Source organism: Bacillus sp. H1a (genome assembly GCF_000633475.1).
GTDB lineage: Bacteria > Bacillota > Bacilli > Bacillales > Bacillaceae_G > Bacillus_A > Bacillus_A paramycoides.
Window position 1 is genome coordinate 188688 of the sequence record NZ_AYMH01000010.1, and the last position, 17918, is coordinate 206605.

Annotated in this window: 20 protein-coding genes, 2 pseudogenes and 1 other annotated feature; of the genes and pseudogenes, 10 read left to right on the forward strand and 12 right to left on the reverse strand. The window is 36.4% G+C overall.

What is annotated here, in order from left to right:
- Nucleotides 1-55: 55 nt before the first annotated feature.
- The gene (megL, locus tag U860_RS0104920; RefSeq protein ID WP_025147607.1) at nt 56-1234 is read right to left on the reverse strand and encodes a methionine gamma-lyase; all 1179 of its coding nucleotides are present in this window, start codon (nt 1232-1234) and stop codon (nt 56-58) included.
- Between the two features lie 398 nt (nt 1235-1632).
- On the opposite strand from megL, the gene rpsD reads away from it, so the two are divergent.
- The 5 genes and pseudogenes from rpsD to U860_RS0104950 all read left to right on the forward strand — a co-directional run bounded on the left by rpsD (nt 1633) and on the right by U860_RS0104950 (nt 5111).
- Nucleotides 1633-2235 (forward strand): 30S ribosomal protein S4, encoded by a 603-nt coding sequence (rpsD, locus tag U860_RS0104925; protein WP_000135316.1) that lies wholly within the window; start codon nt 1633-1635, stop codon nt 2233-2235.
- A 207-nt stretch (nt 2236-2442) separates the two neighbouring features.
- Nucleotides 2443-2872 (forward strand): annotated as a pseudogene (locus tag U860_RS31160) (N-acetyltransferase).
- 196 nt (nt 2873-3068) lie between these two features.
- A pseudogene (locus tag U860_RS36235) lies at nt 3069-4167 on the forward strand (WXG100 family type VII secretion target).
- A 24-nt stretch (nt 4168-4191) separates the two neighbouring features.
- Nucleotides 4192-4644, forward strand: a complete 453-nt coding sequence (locus U860_RS0104945; protein WP_025147610.1) for a YrhA family protein — start codon at nt 4192-4194, stop codon at nt 4642-4644.
- 14 nt (nt 4645-4658) lie between these two features.
- Nucleotides 4659-5111 (forward strand): SMI1/KNR4 family protein, encoded by a 453-nt coding sequence (locus U860_RS0104950; RefSeq protein ID WP_025147611.1) that lies wholly within the window; start codon nt 4659-4661, stop codon nt 5109-5111.
- A 455-nt stretch (nt 5112-5566) separates the two neighbouring features.
- On the opposite strand, the gene U860_RS0104955 is transcribed toward U860_RS0104950, so the two are convergent.
- Nucleotides 5567-5695: a hypothetical protein gene (locus tag U860_RS0104955; RefSeq protein ID WP_002112286.1), complete on the reverse strand. Its 129-nt coding sequence runs from the start codon at nt 5693-5695 to the stop codon at nt 5567-5569.
- A 187-nt stretch (nt 5696-5882) separates the two neighbouring features.
- Here U860_RS0104955 and U860_RS0104960 point away from each other — a divergent pair, with 187 nt between their 5' ends.
- On the forward strand, nt 5883-6185 hold the full coding sequence (locus U860_RS0104960) for a YjdJ family protein (RefSeq protein ID WP_025147612.1): 303 nt from the start codon (nt 5883-5885) through the stop codon (nt 6183-6185).
- A 78-nt stretch (nt 6186-6263) separates the two neighbouring features.
- On the opposite strand, the gene tyrS is transcribed toward U860_RS0104960, so the two are convergent.
- The 7 genes from tyrS to acsA all read right to left on the reverse strand — a co-directional run bounded on the left by tyrS (nt 6264) and on the right by acsA (nt 12140).
- Nucleotides 6264-7520, reverse strand: a complete 1257-nt coding sequence (gene tyrS / locus U860_RS0104965; RefSeq protein WP_025147613.1) for a tyrosine--tRNA ligase — start codon at nt 7518-7520, stop codon at nt 6264-6266.
- 69 nt (nt 7521-7589) lie between these two features.
- Nucleotides 7590-7818, reverse strand: a binding site (T-box leader).
- Between the two features lie 64 nt (nt 7819-7882).
- Nucleotides 7883-8461: a zinc ribbon domain-containing protein gene (locus tag U860_RS0104970; RefSeq protein WP_025147614.1), complete on the reverse strand. Its 579-nt coding sequence runs from the start codon at nt 8459-8461 to the stop codon at nt 7883-7885.
- Between the two features lie 119 nt (nt 8462-8580).
- Entirely contained in the window at nt 8581-8823 is a 243-nt protein-coding gene (locus tag U860_RS0104975; protein ID WP_025147615.1) for a hypothetical protein, read from the reverse strand.
- The gene (locus tag U860_RS0104980; protein WP_025147616.1) at nt 8804-9349 is read right to left on the reverse strand and encodes an RNA polymerase sigma factor; all 546 of its coding nucleotides are present in this window, start codon (nt 9347-9349) and stop codon (nt 8804-8806) included. The genes U860_RS0104975 and U860_RS0104980 overlap by 20 nt, the downstream gene beginning before the upstream one ends.
- On the reverse strand, nt 9330-9710 hold the full coding sequence (locus U860_RS0104985; protein ID WP_025147617.1) for a hypothetical protein: 381 nt from the start codon (nt 9708-9710) through the stop codon (nt 9330-9332). The genes U860_RS0104980 and U860_RS0104985 overlap by 20 nt, the downstream gene beginning before the upstream one ends.
- A gap of 67 nt (nt 9711-9777) precedes the next feature.
- Entirely contained in the window at nt 9778-10335 is a 558-nt protein-coding gene (locus U860_RS0104990) for a maltose acetyltransferase domain-containing protein (RefSeq protein WP_025147618.1), read from the reverse strand.
- 86 nt (nt 10336-10421) lie between these two features.
- A complete protein-coding gene (gene acsA / locus U860_RS0104995) occupies nt 10422-12140 on the reverse strand; it encodes an acetate--CoA ligase (RefSeq protein WP_025147619.1) in 1719 nt (572 codons plus the stop codon).
- A 176-nt stretch (nt 12141-12316) separates the two neighbouring features.
- Here acsA and acuA point away from each other — a divergent pair, with 176 nt between their 5' ends.
- The 4 genes from acuA to U860_RS0105015 all read left to right on the forward strand — a co-directional run bounded on the left by acuA (nt 12317) and on the right by U860_RS0105015 (nt 15779).
- The gene (acuA, locus tag U860_RS0105000; protein ID WP_025147620.1) at nt 12317-12949 is read left to right on the forward strand and encodes an acetoin utilization protein acetyltransferase AcuA; all 633 of its coding nucleotides are present in this window, start codon (nt 12317-12319) and stop codon (nt 12947-12949) included.
- A 17-nt stretch (nt 12950-12966) separates the two neighbouring features.
- Nucleotides 12967-13611 carry an acetoin utilization AcuB family protein gene (locus U860_RS0105005; RefSeq protein WP_025147621.1) on the forward strand — a complete coding sequence of 215 codons (645 nt, stop codon included), beginning with the start codon at nt 12967-12969 and terminating at the stop codon, nt 13609-13611.
- Entirely contained in the window at nt 13608-14774 is a 1167-nt protein-coding gene (acuC, locus tag U860_RS0105010) for an acetoin utilization protein AcuC (protein WP_081806608.1), read from the forward strand. Before U860_RS0105005 ends, acuC begins: the two co-directional genes overlap by 4 nt.
- A 165-nt stretch (nt 14775-14939) precedes the next feature.
- Complete coding sequence (locus U860_RS0105015; RefSeq protein ID WP_025147623.1) at nt 14940-15779, forward strand: alpha/beta hydrolase; 840 nt, start codon at nt 14940-14942, stop codon at nt 15777-15779.
- Nucleotides 15780-15968: 189 nt separating this feature from the next.
- Here the strand turns inward: U860_RS0105015 and U860_RS36240 are convergent, their stop codons facing one another.
- The 3 genes from U860_RS36240 to U860_RS0105025 form a co-directional block, all read right to left on the reverse strand.
- Nucleotides 15969-16331, reverse strand: a complete 363-nt coding sequence (locus U860_RS36240) for a hypothetical protein (RefSeq protein WP_240184449.1) — start codon at nt 16329-16331, stop codon at nt 15969-15971.
- The gene (locus tag U860_RS31170; RefSeq protein WP_240184450.1) at nt 16325-17044 is read right to left on the reverse strand and encodes a hypothetical protein; all 720 of its coding nucleotides are present in this window, start codon (nt 17042-17044) and stop codon (nt 16325-16327) included. The genes U860_RS36240 and U860_RS31170 overlap by 7 nt, the downstream gene beginning before the upstream one ends.
- A 183-nt stretch (nt 17045-17227) precedes the next feature.
- Nucleotides 17228-17917 carry a response regulator transcription factor gene (locus U860_RS0105025; protein ID WP_033795372.1) on the reverse strand — a complete coding sequence of 230 codons (690 nt, stop codon included), beginning with the start codon at nt 17915-17917 and terminating at the stop codon, nt 17228-17230.
- Nucleotide 17918 lies beyond the last annotated feature (1 nt).

Sequence of the window (17918 nt, forward strand, 5' to 3'; positions counted from 1 at the left end):
AAGAGTGAGTTATCAATTACGTACGTAATGTACGAAACCGATAGCTCACTCTCTTTTATTGATTGCTAACAGTGGATATCTTTTTAAGCGCCTGCTCTAAATCAGAAATGATATCTTCCCATGATTCTAAACCGACAGATAGGCGTATTAAATTATCAAAAATACCCATTTCCTTCCGGAGCTCAGCTGGAATAGCCGCGTGCGTCATCGTCGCCGGATGCTGAATTAACGTTTCTGTATCACCTAAACTTACCGCAATCTTAATAAAATGGAGGTCATTAATAAACGACTGCGCTTCCTCTTTTCCGCCTTTTACAGAAAAAGAAATAACGCCCCCGCCTCGTTTCATTTGCCGAGATGCTAACTCTCCCTCCGGATACCAAACACCTTCAACCGCTTCATGATTTTTCAAAAACGCTACAATTTTTTCCGCATTATCACAATGACGATCCATTCTTACCGCTAATGTCTTTAACCCGCGTAATAATAACCACGCATCAAACGGCGCCATAATACCGCCAATATCTTTTCGCATCGGACGGATTTTTTCCGCTAACGCTTTCGTTTTACAAATTGTTACACCCGCTACAACATCCCCGTGACCCCCAATATATTTTGTCGCACTATGAACGACAGCGTCACATCCGAGCTCAAGAGGCCTTTGTAAATAAGGTGAACAAAATGTATTATCGACAATAACAAGTAAGCCATTTCGCTTTGCTACTTGTATCACCTTCTCTAAATCGATTAATTTCATCGTTGGATTAATCGGTGTTTCAACAAAAATGAGCTTTGTATTTGGACGAACCTTCCCTTCCAAATCCTCCTCTATTTCCATATCACAAAACGAATGAGTAATCATAAATTTTTCTTCTAACACTTCTAAAAAACCGTAAGTACATCCATATAATCCATTTGAACAAATAATATGATCTCCAGCCTTTAGAAAGCCAATTAACGTTGCTGAAATTGCTGCCATACCTGAACCGAACGCCAGCGCTTCCTCTCCACCTTCTAAAACAGCCATACGTTCTTCAAATAAATTCACAGTTGGATTTCCAAGCCTTGAATAAATATAAGATGGATCTTCTCCAGCAAAACTCGCTTCTCCTTGCTGTGCTGTCTCAAACGTAAATGTAGAAGTTTGAAATAAAGGTGGTGTTAAACTCCCTTTATGCTCATTTGATTCATAACCGTGATGAATTAATGCTGTCTCCATATGTTTCTTTTTCATAAAAACATCCCCCTTATGTTTTTATTGCCACTTATCCACCAGCAAAAAACTGATGAACGTTTTTACTACATTTTATGTAAGCGTTTTACTTGTGTTTCTATCTCTTCTTTTATATTGTTTTAAATTCCTTCTTGTTAATTCCCAAAATTTATCTGCATAAAACAAAAAGATACTCGCTTGACGAAATTGTAGGTAAAAGATATAATAGCGTTTGTGTAAAATAAAAAGGCAGCCTTGTAATGTGAGTTTATCGTTTGTATTTTGTTCCTCTGCGGAGGTGTATCTCGTAACTCCCTGCTGCTGGAGCGAAGGTACATGAAAACAAAATACCCGTAAATATCGATTACGTCTGTTTTTATTTTACGAAAATAAAAACATTTTTGAAGGAGGAGTCAACTATGGCTCGTTATACAGGTCCAGCTTGGAAACTGTCTCGTCGTCTTGGAATCTCTCTAAGCGGCACAGGAAAAGAATTAGAAAAACGCCCTTACGCACCAGGTCCTCACGGTCCTAACCAACGTAAGAAACTTTCAGAATACGGTTTACAATTACAAGAGAAACAAAAACTTCGTCACATGTACGGCATGACTGAGCGTCAATTCCGTCGCACATTTGACCAAGCAGGTAAAATGCCTGGTAAGCACGGCGAAAACTTCATGATCCTTCTTGAAGCTCGTCTTGACAACCTAGTTTACCGCATGGGCTTAGCTCGCACTCGTCGCGCAGCTCGCCAATTAGTAAACCACGGCCACATCATGGTAGATGGCGCTCGCGTAGATATCCCATCTTACCGCGTTAAACCTGGTCAAACTATCAGCGTTCGCGAAAAATCTAACAGCCTTGTTGTTGTTAAAGAAGCGATCGAAGTTAACAACTTCGTACCAGAATACTTAACTTTCGATGCTGATAAGTTAGAAGCTACTTACACTCGTCACGCTGAGCGTTCTGAGTTAGCAGCTGAAATCAACGAAGCATTAATCGTAGAGTTCTACTCTCGTTAATCTCGGTACTCTGAAAAGAGTCGTATTAAAAGCCTTAGGAACCTTGTTTATCAAGGGGCCTGGGCTTTTTTTATTTTATTTAATAATGCAAGATAAGGCATAAAAAAGAATGTAATTGGGGCCAGTTTGGGGCCACAATAAAAAAGGCTGGCGTGTGTATAGAAATGGATCAGTACACAAAATAGATGGTAAAAGGAGTTACTTGTTTTGAAAGAAAAATTCACCAAGATTCCTCTTCATGTACAAGACTTTCAAAAATTAAAATTGTTATTAGAAGAATTAGTGCAAGATGAAATAGAATTCATTGAAAATTTTTCTAAATATGCTTTAATTATTTCTTCTAAAGAATCTTTGGTCACAATTAATCTTAGAAGTGAATTTTACCCTGATCCATACTTAGCGATTACCGCTATAAACATTACCCCAAGTAATCAAGGTAAAGGAAGTATTGTTCTTGAATGGTTTAAAACATTCGCTAAAGAAAAAGGCTTCGAGCGATTAGTATTACAAGAAGTTATAACTGAAGAAGGTTACCACTTTGCATTAAAAAAATGTTTTTTCAAAAAATGTCGGTCCATTCGAGGAAATATTTAGAAAGCCTGATAGTACTGATGGAAATTATGAACTATATTTATAAAGATTAAAATAAAAGTGAACGAATATTTTTCATAATCGTTCACTTTTTTATTTGGTGAATTATCTAATATCGCCGGCTCCTTCTACATCCAATACATAATAAAGAGCCATACTAGATTTTACCCAAAATTCCTGTAACAGAAAAATGCCTATATGCTATAATTTTATTGGCAAATATTAGGGGTAGGAGGGGCTATATGGTTCAAATCAAAATAACACCCGAAATGCTAGAAGAAGTTGCAAACCGTGCAAATAACACTAGAAACGCGTTAGAATCCATACATAACGACTTATGTAATCAAATTGATTATTTATGTTATCAATGGATAGGTGCTTCTAATCAAAATTTCGTCCAAATGTTCAATGATGCAAGACCAAAAGCATTTACCTCTATCAATGCAATCACAAATGTGGAAGAAGAATTGAAAAGGATTGCTGAAAAATTCCGCAATGCGGATAATCAAGATGCTACCTGTGGCATGGAATGCCCTATCCGATTCATTCATGAATGAATTATGGAATGGGGATATGAAAAGTAGAGAACATTATGCAGCTTATGCGGTCACCTCGCTACTCACAGGTTTTATTGGTAGCAAAGGTCTGGATAAAGTTGGACAAGTAGGAAAAGTAGCAGCTGTTACAAGTCTTACAAAAGGAAAATCGCTTCTAACTACTGCCCCTGCATACAGAGATGCATTGTATACATTAAATAATTTTAAGTTGAACACCGGAAACCGTTTTGCTTATGCTGGTGTTGGGGCGAGTTCCTTAAAAACTAGCCTTGTTGATACTTATCAAACAGCTAAGGATAAACTATCGCCTTATCAATATACTAAAAGTACTACGGACGGTGACGTTTTTGTTGGCAAATTATACGGCAAAGATGTGCCTCTTAAAGACGTCAAAGTTGAAGATGTTACTTATACTAAGAGACCTAGAGAAGAAGCGGAACAACTTAGGAAAGCTTTTGATAGCAGGGTAAGACAAGAGTTTCTTAAATCCTTAGTAAATGACCCTGTTAAGCTTGCTGAACTTAAGAAAGCGGGAATAACAGATGGTAATATAGAATTAATGAAACAAGGAAGACCTCCAGTAGGGTGGCAAGTACATCATAATCTTCCTTTAGACGACGGAGGAACAAACGCATTTGAAAATTTAACTTTAATACAAAATCATCCATATCATAAAGCTATAACTAATACACAACGTACATTAACTAGACACTTACAAGATGGAGATAGTGCAGACATAAGCTGGCCTATACCCAAATATAATATCTACCCTAAAGGAGAATAAATACACTTAGAAAGAGGTTTTTATATGTGGAAAAATCTAGTTTTAGAAATTGGAGATATACTAAAAAGTGTTAACTTTAATTTGAACACACCAGCAAAGGATACTGAAGTTCATAGATTAAGAGAACACGTGAAAGAGAAATTTAATGTTGATTTACCGATTGAATTTGAGGAGTTTCTTAAAAATGTAAACGGTTTAGATTTTGGTGGACTAGTTATTTATGGAGTTGACCCTTCTTTACTAGAAACAGAAAGAAACGAACCGATTTGTGGATTTATAGACACGAATGAGATTTGGTATGAAAATGAATTTCAAAAAGAGTATCTTTTCTTTGGAGATTCAAATATTGCGTGGTTTTGTAAAAACTTATCTGACAGTACTTATTTAGAACTTGATAAACCATCTGGAACAGTGCTGAACACATATAATGATTTCAATACAATGCTTGAAGAAGCATTGAAAACAGCCCTCCTTTAATATGGAGTATTAAAATAAAGAATATTACATGGTCCTTTATGAGTAAAACACCAATTACAGATGAAGAAATCCAAAAAGTAGAAAAATATTTTGGCATTAAATTTCCTGAAGATTTCATTGCATGTGTAAAGAAATACGATGGAGGTTATCCGAGACCTAAAATATTTGATGTGCCTGGGCAGGATGAAAATGTATTTAGTAAGCTTTTAACTTTTGATTTAGAAAGTAGAAATTCAATTATTCAAGTTTATGAAGATACAAAAGATCGATTAGCAAATAAAACATATCCTTTTGGTAAAGACTCATTTGGAAATCACTTATGTTTTGATTATCGAAACAATCCTGAATCACCAACTGTTGTATTTTGGGAACACGAAGAAGAAGATATCGAAAAAGCAATTTATCCTGTTTGTTCGTCTTTTACCGAATTACTTAATAGCTTACGCGATTTAGAAGACGAGGAATAAAAAATAAAAGAAGAACGCCTTATTATAAGGATTAACGTTCTTCTTTTTCATTTTGAATATGGATAGGTTCGCTTTTGAGGTATGTTAATACCTTTACAAAATAATAAGTTACGCAAATAACTTATTGGACAAATTCCATTTCGATAAAGAATGAATGTATGGCGAGCATCAATAACATAATCCAATTGCGATATAATGGTTCAGTTGGAATATTAAACCTAAATCTTCAAAGGAGGATATATAAGTTATATGTCATTTCTTCTTCATAAAGACATAATGATCTAGATCAATCGGAAACATACTAACATCTCTAATAAAATGAAGAAAAACAACATTTCCGCTTTGACTGGTCGACGATATCCCTAGCCTTTTTATTCCTTCTAAATAAAAAAGGCCATCCAAAGCAACTAAACAGTTACTTCAAACAGCCTTCATTTTTTATATATAAAATAAAATTATTTATTTTCCTCTTTTTGAACATATACATAAGCATCTTTCTGCTCTTTATGTATATCAACCTTCGTGTTCTCTGCAAGCTGACCCGCATTTAGCAAAGAAAAAATAATAAGCGCTTCTAGTGACATTTCGTTTTACCACTCCTTTCTAGTTGTTATACGATTATCATACCGCTTACATGTGGTTTCCGTATGAACTCGAAAAGGAGATTAAAACAAAAAATTTAAAGGACTGCCAACTGCACTCTATCTCCTGAGTAGTTTATTAAAGCAAATTATTACGTTATAATAACCAGAAAATGGGGGGGATTTCATTTTGACAATAAATCAAATGGTTCAATTCGGCAGTTCGTTTATGCTGTTTATTACTTCAGCATTTATTAGTTGGTATCAAGGGAGTAATTTAATAGACAGCCCTGATGAATGGAAATATAGCGCGAAGTTTACGAATTATTTTAAAGGGCCCGTTTCAAGTTATGAAGATATTTATCAAATCGATTTCTTTATATATGCGGCAAAATTTTACCCTGGAGCATTTGTCGTTATGCTAATTAGTTTACTTTATATGCTGGTATTAATTTTTCATATTCTATTTAAAAGAAATCATGAGGCAATCTAAATTCATACATAAAAACCCCGAATCATAGACTTTTCAGCCTACAATTCGGGGTACTATTTGTTTTAAATTCTTTTCTGATTAGTAACGAATTAAGAAATATTTCTTCTTACCGCGGCGAATGATTGTGAATTTACCTTCGATGCGGTCGTTTTCTGTTACAACGTAGTCTAACGCTTGTGTACGCTCACCGTTTACGTAGATTGCACCGTTTGTTACATCTTCACGCGCTTGACGTTTAGATGGAGAAATTTTGCTTTCTACAAGTAAGTCGATTAATACTGTATCTTCTGCAGTACGTTCTACAGATGGTACATCTTTGAATCCTTGCTCGATTTCGCTTGCAGTAAGTTCTGCTACAGAACCGCTGAATAATGCAGCTGAAATTTTGATTGCTTGCTCTAACGCTTCTTCACCGTGAACAAGTTTTGTCATTTCAGAACCTAATGCTTTTTGTGCTGCACGTTTTTCTGGTGCTTCAGCTACTTGCTTCTCAAGCTCAAGAATTTCTTCATGAGATAAGAATGTGAAGTATTTTAAGTATTTAACTACATCGCGATCATCTGTGTTGATCCAGAATTGGTAGAACTCGTAAGGAGTTGTTTTCTCTGGGTCTAACCAAATTGCTCCGCCTTCTGTTTTACCAAACTTCGTACCGTCAGATTTTGTAACAAGTGGAATTGTTAAACCGAATGCTTTCGCATCTTCTTCTGATTTACGGATTAATTCAAGACCAGCTGTAATGTTACCCCATTGATCACTACCACCGATTTGAAGACGGCAATTGTGCTGTTGGTATAAGTTTAAGAAGTCGTATGATTGTAAAATCATGTAACTAAACTCAGTGAATGAAATACCAGTTTCTAAACGAGATGCTACTGTATCTTTTGCTAACATATAGTTTAAACCGAAGTTTTTACCGATATCGCGTAAGAATGTAATTACATCTAAGTTACCAAGCCAGTCATAGTTATTAGCCATCGTTGCTGGGTTGTCCACATTTTCAAACTCTAAGAAGTTTGAAAGTTGGTTTTTAATACTTTCCGTGTAGTAAGCAACTATATCTTTTGTATTTAATGTACGCTCTGCTTTTTTACCACTTGGGTCACCGATCATACCAGTACCACCGCCAACAAGTGCGATTGGTTGGTGACCAGCTAATTGGAAACGACGTAGCATTAATACTGGTAACATATGACCGATGTGTAAGCTATCCGCTGTTGGGTCGAAACCACAGTATAATTTAACGCTTTCTTTTTCTAATAATTGCTCAAGGCCTTCAGCATCTGTTTGCTGATTAATTAGACCGCGAAATTCAAGATCTTGTAAAATACCCATATCCTACATACTCTCCTTTAAGTTAAGTCTAGCGTGAATGTTGAAAACATAAAAAAATCGCCCCTTCAAATAAGGGACGATTTTGATTATCGCGTTACCACCCTAGTTGCAGACAAAAAAAGCCTACCACCTTATTTACATAACGGCTCAGCACCGTCTTTTCCCTTTTGAATACAATTCAATCGAAAAAAGATGCTCTAGGGGCGTAATTCGCGATCATCTATGTGCTGATTTCCACCGACCATCAGCTCTCTAAAACAGGGAAATGATCACTACTTCTCCCTTTCCACGCTCAATTATTCATATACTTTTCTTTATATCATTATTTACTAGTATGTGTCAAATTGAAGAAAATAGGAGATTTAATTCGAATTATAAAAGTCTTTTATGTTATAAAAATTATTAAATTCCTCTTCCGTCCCTTTTGTAAATTCCATTCTTCCTGAAGAAGTATCTTCTGGGCTAAAATAATACAGCATTCCATCTTTTAATTCTAATGTTGCCATTACATTTTTCCCACGATCAGTCACATAGAAATTCACCGTATCTCGTTTATGATTTACGACATTTCCTTGAATAACTTTTTCTTTTCTCCTTTTATCATAGAAAACCATTTCAATATACTCATCATTTATTTCTCGAATTTGAATATAGTTATGAAATTTTTCCGTATACCAATAACCTTTCATCGTATTAAACGGAGATAAATTCATATAAATAAGGACGATACTACTCATGATAATTAAGAAAGCAAGTAAACCTCTTTTTACTAATTTTTTCTCCCATAACATAGCCATCTTACTCTTTACAGGTAATTGTTCTTTACTGTCTACTTCAGTCACGAAATCATCTTTTCCTACTTTCTCTAAATAATGACCACAACCGTTACAATAATTATTATAATCTTGAATTTTTCTTCCACAATTAGAACAATGTCTCACTTTTTCCACCCCTATTCCAAATTGAACATTAATATATTAACATAAAACACAATAACAAATAGAATAATTTTAGGTCTAACAAAAAAACATACCGCTTTCAAATACGGTATGTTTTTCACTCAAACGAATAATAGTATTGTCAGCAAAGAAATAACTGGAACCCCAACTAATAACGATACATGAAACACAACCGATAAATCATTTCCAATTGTCGCTTCCACAGGATCTTTCGCTGGAGAAGCAAGAAATCCAAGTAATCGATCGAAGCGACTTACCGTTTTTGGAAAATCCGGTACTTCTACATGGTCACTGTCTAAATGCTGCTTTAATTTATATTCACTTTTAAAGGGATTTTCGCTCAATTTCATCCACCTCCAGCAATTGTTTCAATTTCTTTATTCCGTTATGGAGCCTCGATTTCACTGTTCCAATAGGAATGTTTAATATCTCTGCAATCTCTTTTTGCTGCATATCATGATAATATGAAAGAATAAGGACAGCCCTCTGCTCTTCAGGAACTTTCAAAATCGCTTCTCTTACTGAAAGACGGTCTTCTTGCGAAAACTCTACCTCTTGCACTGGTACTAAAAACGGCAAGAGCGTACGCCACTTTTTTCTTCTATTTAATTTATTAATCATAAGACGATAACCGATTTGAAATAAATACGTTTTAATTTTTCCTTTTTTGATTTCATACATATGTTTCTTGCGTTCTAACGTCAAAAACGTATCTTGCACAAGGTCGATACTTAATTGTTCATCTCGGTTAAAACGATACAAAAATGTATATAGCGCTGGTTTGATTAAAACGTATAGTTTTTCCCAAGCCTGCTTATCTCCACTTTGATACGCAAGCATGAGCTCCTCCTCAATCCCAATCTGCGCCATGATTTTTGATCTCCTTTATTCCTTTTAACGTTAATGAAATGCGGGAAATTAAATATGCACTTGCGACAATAATCCATACTTGTGATTGATTCGCAAGAAATTGAACATACGGGTTTTGAACTGTAAATCCACTTAAAATTAAAATATTTAACGCTTGCACACATATGCATGCATACACTGCAAGACAGACAGAAATAGTATCAAATACATTCCAGCGAAAATACACTTTTGTTTTTGTAAAATCAATTTTATTTCCTTTTTTCCGTACAATATATTTTCTATCAAAAGGTATTAAAATCCCAAGGATAACACCCATCATTACAACTATTACAACACCTGAAATAATAAACCCCATTAGCATAAAAGACGCCTCCCTCATCTATTCTTTCATAAATGTATACAGACGAGGAAGACGCTTCGTTCAAATATTATTTTATTTTTTTAATAATCTTTGCAGGATTCCCGCCAACTACCACATTATCCGGCACATCTTTCGTTACAACAGCGCCAGATGCGATGACGGCATTATGTCCAATTACAACACCTGGATTAATAATCGCTCTTCCGCCAATCCATACGTTATCTCCAATTGTAACTGGCTTTCCGTATTCTGATCCGCTTATGCGCTCTTCTGGATCAAGCGGGTGTGTCGCTGTATAAATATGAACTCCTGGAGCTAACATACAGTTCACTCCGATGTCTACTCGGCATACGTCCAAAATCGTACAGTCAAAGTTCGCGTAAAAGTTTTCGCCAACATGAATGTTATAGCCGTAATCACATCTAAAAGAAGATTCAAGATGAATATTATCTCCTGTCGTTCCGAATAGTTCTTTTACAATTTCGCTACGCTCTTTTAATTGCACTTCTGGTGTATCATTTAATTTTCTCGTTAATATGCGTGCTTGCTCCCTGTCTTGTACTAAAACTGGATCAGCTGGTATGTACATTTCCCCTTGTATCATCTTTTCTTTTTCTGTTTTCATTTCTTTCTCCCCTTCCAACACGTATATATAAGTTTATGATAACATAAAAAAGAAAGGTCTGAACGTATCGTTCAGACCTTTCTCTCTTAATCTTCCATCGTCGATAAATCGCCTGTCGGTAAATTCAGCTCCCACGCTTTTAATACGCGGCGCATAATTTTACCACTTCTCGTTTTCGGTAGTTTATCTCTAAATTCAATTTGTCGTGGCGCTGCATGAGCTGCTAGACCTTTCTTTACAAATTGACGAATTTCTTCTTTTAATTCTTCAGATGGTTCGTATCCTGCACGAAGCGCGATAAATGCTTTAATGATTTCTCCGCGCACCGGATCAGGAATACCGATTACACCAGCTTCTGCAACAGCAGCATGCTCGATTAATTTACTTTCTACTTCAAACGGACCAACGCGCTCTCCTGACGTCATAATGACATCATCAATACGTCCTTGGAACCAGAAGTATCCATCTTCATCCATATAGGCAGAGTCACCTGATACGTACCAATCTCCCGGCATGAAGTAAGACTCATATTTTTGCGGGTTATTCCAAACCGCACGCATCATAGATGGCCAACCTTTTGCAATTGCTAAGTTACCCATTGTGTATGGAGGCACTTCATTTCCTTCATTATCAACAATCGCTGCTTTCACGCCTGGAATTGGTTTACCCATTGAACCTGGACGGATTTCCATACAAGGGTAGTTACAAATAACTTGTCCACCTGTTTCTGTCATCCACCACGTATCATGAATACGAAGTCCAAATGCATTCATCCCCCAGCGAATTACTTCTGGATTTAGCGGCTCACCAACGCTTAATACGTGACGAACTTGTGATAAATCATATTTTTTAATTGCATCTTGTCCAGCTCCCATTAACATACGGAACGCTGTTGGTGCGCTATACCAAACTGTTACACCGTAATCTTGTAACGCTTCGTACCACGCTTCTGGACTAAAGCGTCCACCTAAAATAACATTTGATGCCCCCACTAACCACGGTGCAAAAATACCGTAAGCTGTTCCAGTTACCCAGCCCGGGTCAGCTGTACACCAATATACGTCATCTTCTTTTAAATCTAATACCCACTTCGCCGTTTGATAGTGCTGAACCATTGCGTTTTGCGCATGAAGCACACCTTTTGGCTTACCAGTAGAACCAGATGTGTAATGAAGAATTAAACCGTCTTCACGGCCTAACCATTCGATATGTAATTCTTTTGAAGCTTGTTCAAATAAAGGATTGAACGCTACAGTTTTACCGCCTTCTTCTACATTGTCTCCAACAAGGAAGACTGTTTTTAAAGCAGGTAAATCGTTTAATGGTACGCGCTCTAACAATTCAGGAGTTGTAATTAACACCTTTGCTTCGCTATCTTCTAAGCGGTCGCGAACTGCCCCTTCCATAAATGCTTCAAATAGCGGTCCAACAATAGCCCCTAATTTCACTGCACCAAGAAGTGCAAAATATAATTCTGGGGAACGCGGCATAAAAATAAAAACGCGATCGCCTTTCTCAACATCGCCATAGTTTTTCAGGACATTTCCTGCTTTATTAGAAAAATCCTTCATTTCCTTAAATGTATATTTCTCTTTTCGCGATCCATCTTGGTAATAAAGCGCTACTTTATTCTTTCGATCGGATTTCGCATGCTTATCAATTGCCTCATACGCCATATTCACTCGACCTGTTTCATTCCAAGTAAAATTTTTATTAACCTCTTCCCAGTTAAAATTTGCGTATGCCTCTTCATAATTCGGCAAATTATTTTTCCCTTTAATGACAGGAAGCGTTTCTACTTTCATACTTTACATCCCCCTCCTATGTATTCTATTATCTATTATAATGATATTATTTAAAATTTTCAGTATATTTGTTGATTTTTAGACAAATTTTTAATGACAAAATTCGATTCACATCGCATATATTATAAAGTACGATATTAATAGATTCACAAACCCTCAAGGTGGTGAGCAATACATTGATTCATAAAAAAATATATAATGCCAGAAACTTAAAAACAGCGAAAGGAACTTTAATTATTGAAGGTCCTGTCTCTACACATAATCTTGAAATGTATGAATTTCATCCAGACTTAGTTGCATTTCGCCCTGCCGAGCAGCAATATAAAGCAATTGTCGAAATTTCTAAATTACCAGAAGCTCGTCTCATTATTGCTAGACATGACCAAATGATCGTTGGATATGTTACATACTTATATCCTGATCCGCTCGAGCGATGGTCAGAAGGAAAGATTGAAAACTTAATTGAACTTGGGGCGATTGAAGTTGTCCCAGCCTTTCGCGGGTGCTCTGTCGGAAAAAACTTATTAGAAGTTTCAATGATGGACGATCATATGGAAGATTACATTATATTAACGACTGAATATTATTGGCACTGGGATTTAAAACAAACAGGCTTAAATGTTTGGGAATACCGAAAAGTAATGGAAAAAATGATGAATGCCGGTGGTTTACAATGGATGGCTACAGACGATCCTGAAATTTGTTCACACCCCGCTAACTGTTTAATGGTTCGCATCGGTAAGCGCGTCGATACGGATTCCATTCAAGCATTCGATCGTCTACGTTTTCACAATCGTTTTATGTATTAATAAAGGGGGCAACTGGAATGATTGTAGAAGAAATTATGAATCAAAATGTAGTAACATTGCATCCAGATGATACAATCGAAACAGCAATCCGAACGATACGTACGAAAGGTATTCGGCACATTCCAATTGTCGATCAAAATAATCACGTTGTAGGTATTATTTCTGATCGAGATGTAAGAGATGCAAGTCCATCAATTCTTGATGAACAAGTTTCACTCGATATGCTGAAACAACCGCTCGAACTTATTATGAAACACCCTGTCATGACTTGCCATCCTCTTGATTTCGTTGAGGAAATTGCTACTTTATTTTTTGAAAATAAAATTGGCTGTCTCCCTGTTACAAAGGCTGGAAAGCTAGTAGGAATTATTTCCGAATCTACAGTACTACACACATTAGTGAAATTAACAGGGGCACATCAGCCTAGTTCGCAAATTGAAATTCAAGTGAAGAATGAACCTGGTATTCTTGGAAAGGTAGTTGCTATTTTTAGCGATTTACAAATTAATATTGTGAGCGTTCTCGTCTATCCAGCAAAAGATGAGAATGATAAAGTGCTCGTTTTCCGCATTCAAACGATGAATCCTTTAAGGGTGATTGAAGCACTTGAAACAGAAGGCTATCGCGTTTTATGGCCGAACATAATGGGGATGCAAGCATGAATAGCGCCTTCATTTATTCGGATGACTTTCGGGGCTATTCTTTTAGCCCTGAACATCCTTTTAACCAACTGCGCGTCACACTTACGTATGATTTGTTACAAAAAAGTGGTTTTATCTCCCCTTCTCAAGTCATTCCACCAAGAATGGCTACAGATGAGGAAATTGCATTCATTCATACAGAAGAGTACATAAATGCGGTAAAACGTGCTGGAGAAGGAAAGTTAGAAAAATCAATCGCTATGACATATGGGCTCGGAACAGAAGATACACCGATGTTCCCAAATATGCATGAAGCAAGCGCATTACTCGTTGGCGGTACGTTAACAGCTGTAGATGCTGTTCTTTCCGGCAAAGTGAAACATGCACTTAATTTAGGCGGCGGCTTACATCATGGCTTTCGCGGCAAAGCATCTGGCTTTTGCATTTATAACGATAGCTCTATCGCAATGAAATATATTCAGAAGAAATATGGTTTACGCGTTTTATATATTGATACAGATGCTCATCACGGTGATGGTGTACAATGGTCATTTTACGACGACCCTAACGTATGCACCATTTCATTACATGAAACTGGGCGTTATTTATTTCCTGGAACTGGTGCTGTAAATGAACGCGGACAAGGAAATGGCTATAGTTATTCTTTTAACGTTCCGCTCGATGCCTTTACAGAAGACGAATCGTTTTTAGAATCGTATCGAACTGTTGTAAAAGAAGTTGCAGCATACTTTAAACCGGATATTATTTTAACGCAAAATGGTGCCGATGCTCATTATTACGACCCACTTACACACCTTTGCGCAACGATGAACATTTATCGCGAAATACCGAAGCTCGCTCGTGAAATCGCTAATGAATATTGCGACGGTCGCTGGATTGCTGTCGGCGGCGGTGGCTACGACTTATGGCGCGTCGTACCAAGGGCTTGGGCACTCATTTGGCTCGAAATGAACAACATCCAAAACATCTCAGGTTATCTCCCTCCAGAATGGATTGATGCTTGGAAAGGACAAGCAGAAACTGAACTTCCCCTCACATGGGAAGATCCAGACAACATGTATAAACCTATCCCTCGGAAACTTGAAATTGAAGAAAAAAACACATTAACTGTAGCGAAATCCCTTGAAATTATTCGGAATAATATGAAAAAATCTTTGTATTAAACAGAAAGGAGGCTCGTTTTTGAACGGTCTCCTTTTATTTTATTGTCGGTTTCTTTCGGTAAATCGATATATTTTAAAATCGCCGATATATCCCAAAAATCGCCGATATAATTTTATTTACTAAGGGACTATCCCAACTCTAATGAGAAAAGGTATAGTGATACTATGTGGAAACAACAAATAATCAATACAAAACGCGGTACATTCGAACTCTTTATAAAAGGAAATGGTGAACCGCTTTGCATTACACATCACTATTCACAGTTCAATGAAACTGGTGATTACTTTGCGGATGTTTTTACTTCTACACATCGTGTATTCCTCGTTAATTTACGAGACGCTGGCAATTCTGTAAAAGCCCAGTCAGAAAATGAATTACGTATGATCGAAACGATTCACGACTTAGAAGCGATACGAGAATCTTTACAATTTCCCACATGGCATTTCGCCGGCCATTCAACAGGCGGTATGCTTGGACTTTTATACGCGATTACATATCCAAATGCCTTACAATCATTAGTTATCGTTGGAGCTGCAGCCAGTAATTACACGAGAACATCAAATTGTATTTATCATCCAGAACATCCGCAGTTTCATTATATGCAAGAACTCATTGAGAACTTAAAAAGTCCCCTTCTTTCAAAGGAAGAACGAAAAGAACTATCTACTAAACGAACAAAATTATCTTTATGTACCCCTGAAAACTACAACTCTTATTTTTGTAAACCAATTCAAAAAACAATGTCCGCTAGCCGGATGAACGCTTTCGCTAAAGAATATTCTTCATTTGATTTGAGAGAGTACTTACCTTCTATCCAAACAAAGACGCTTATTGTTTGCGGAAAACACGATGTACAATGCCCCATTCAATATTCCCTTGAGATGCATGAGGGCATACGTAATTCTATTTTTGTGCCATTTGAGTACAGTAACCATTATCCTTTTTTAGAAGAAGCCAGCCGCTTTATTTCTACTATTCAAGAGTTTTATAAATCGTTACGCTAGGAAAATGCCCGCCTTTAGTTCCGTTATTATTGTGAAAATCTAAAATAACATATTAATTCACAAACCAATTTACTGACAAAAAGCTCAAAGTCTCTATATGACTATGAGCTTAAAAATCGAGCATAAAACCTTCATGATTTTATACTCGATTTAATCTGTCATTTATACAGTTGCCCTACGCTATCTGGACTATTTTGCTACAAATGTAACTTGTTCGCCAGTCGCCCAGCCTCCTGTTGGTACAACTGTATACTTCATCCCTTGTTGCAGAGTTGCGCCGTTTTGTAAATCAAAGATTCCTACTGCACCTTTTCGAGAGCTGAAACGATATTGTGCTTCTATTTTATTTCCGTCTTCACTTTGTAATTCTACTTTTCTACCAGCAAAAAGTTCCATGCTCGGATCTTTGTCTAATGTAACTTGAATAGATTTATTATCTATTGCTTCTGCACTTTGAATTACTAACGGAGCGATAGACGAAGCAGTAAATTTCGGATTTTTAACTGTTGCCCAGTCAGACGTAATTGTGTATTCTGTTCCTGGTTTCAGCATTTGACCTGCAGGTAAGCGGAATTTAGGCGCTTGTCTACCATCTGACGCTTGTGTAAACGGAACATATCCAACTTCAATTTTTCACCTGAACTCGCTGTAATCGTTAGTTTTCTATCACGAAGCGAAGAAATAACTTGATATTGTTTACCATCTTTATCTTTATTCGCTTCATCTAATTGGAATGCTTGATTACCCCTTCCCGCCTTATACGCTTCAATAATATTTGCATAATCCGTCACACCATCTTCTAAAAATGATTCAATTTCAAACGTATCGTTCGTCACTTGCTTCGCTTGGCGAACATTAATCTTTTCCGAACTTCCTTCAAACTTTTCTTTTTTTCCACCCTTATAACTTAACGTATATTTTTCACCTGGTTTTTGCACCTTTACAGGTACTATATATGTACTCGTTGCCCCTGTTTTTAGTCTCGGTACATTCACAATTTCCAGGCCATTGCTAAATACGAAGTTTTTCTTAATAGCATCTAAGTTTTCTAATTTCACTTCCTCTTCTGATAAAGGTTTAGCAAACGTTAGTTGTAATGTCATCGCATTTAATGGCTCTAGTTTCGTAATTTGGGCTTGTTGTTTTTTCTGCTCTTTTTTCGCTTCTTGCTTCGTTGCTTGTTTTGATTCCGCCTTCGTTTCACCTTGCGCGCATCCCGTTACAAGCACTGTAAATCCAATTACTGCTGGTACTAAAAATTTCATTTTTTCATCTCTATACCCTCCAAATTTATGATCAATATTTTCATTGCTTCCTGTGATATTAATAATAAATAGCGGGTATAAATTGCCTATAAATAAATTATTAAAAAAAGATAAAATAAAGATAATATATTTTTAATCTCATTTTTTCTAATAAAAAAACCTGTCAACAATTTGACAGGTTCACTACACATTAAAGCGATAACCAGCTCCCCACACTGTTTCAATATATTGCGGATGAGCAGGATCTCTTTCAATCTTTTCACGTAACTTTCTAATATGAACAACAACCGTCGCCAAATCACCAGCCGAATCTAATCCCCAAATACGTTCAAATAACTGTTCTTTATTTAACACTTGATTTGGATGCATTACAAAAAATGTTAATAAATCAAATTCCTTCGTTGTAAACGCAACTTCTTTATTATTTATAAAAACTTTCCTCGCTCGCTGATCAATAGAAATCCCGTGAATGTATAACGTATCACGTTGCTTAACCATATTTCCTGATAATCTTTCATAACGAGAAATATGTGCTTTAACTCTTGCAACTAACTCACTTGGACTAAATGGTTTCGTTATATAATCATCCGCACCTAATCCGAGTCCGCGAATTTTATCTATATCTTCTTTCTTTGCTGAAACAAGTAAAATAGGAATGTCTTTTATAGCGCGTATTTGTTTGCAAATTTCGAAGCCATTCATCTTCGGAAGCATAATATCTAAAATAATTAAATCATAGTCTTCCTGTAAAGCCCTTTGTAAGCCTTTTTCTCCAGAATGCTCTACATCAACTTGAAAATCGTGAATTTCTAAATAATCTCGCTGTAATTCTGCAATACTTACTTCATCTTCAATTAGTAAAACTCTCTTCAAT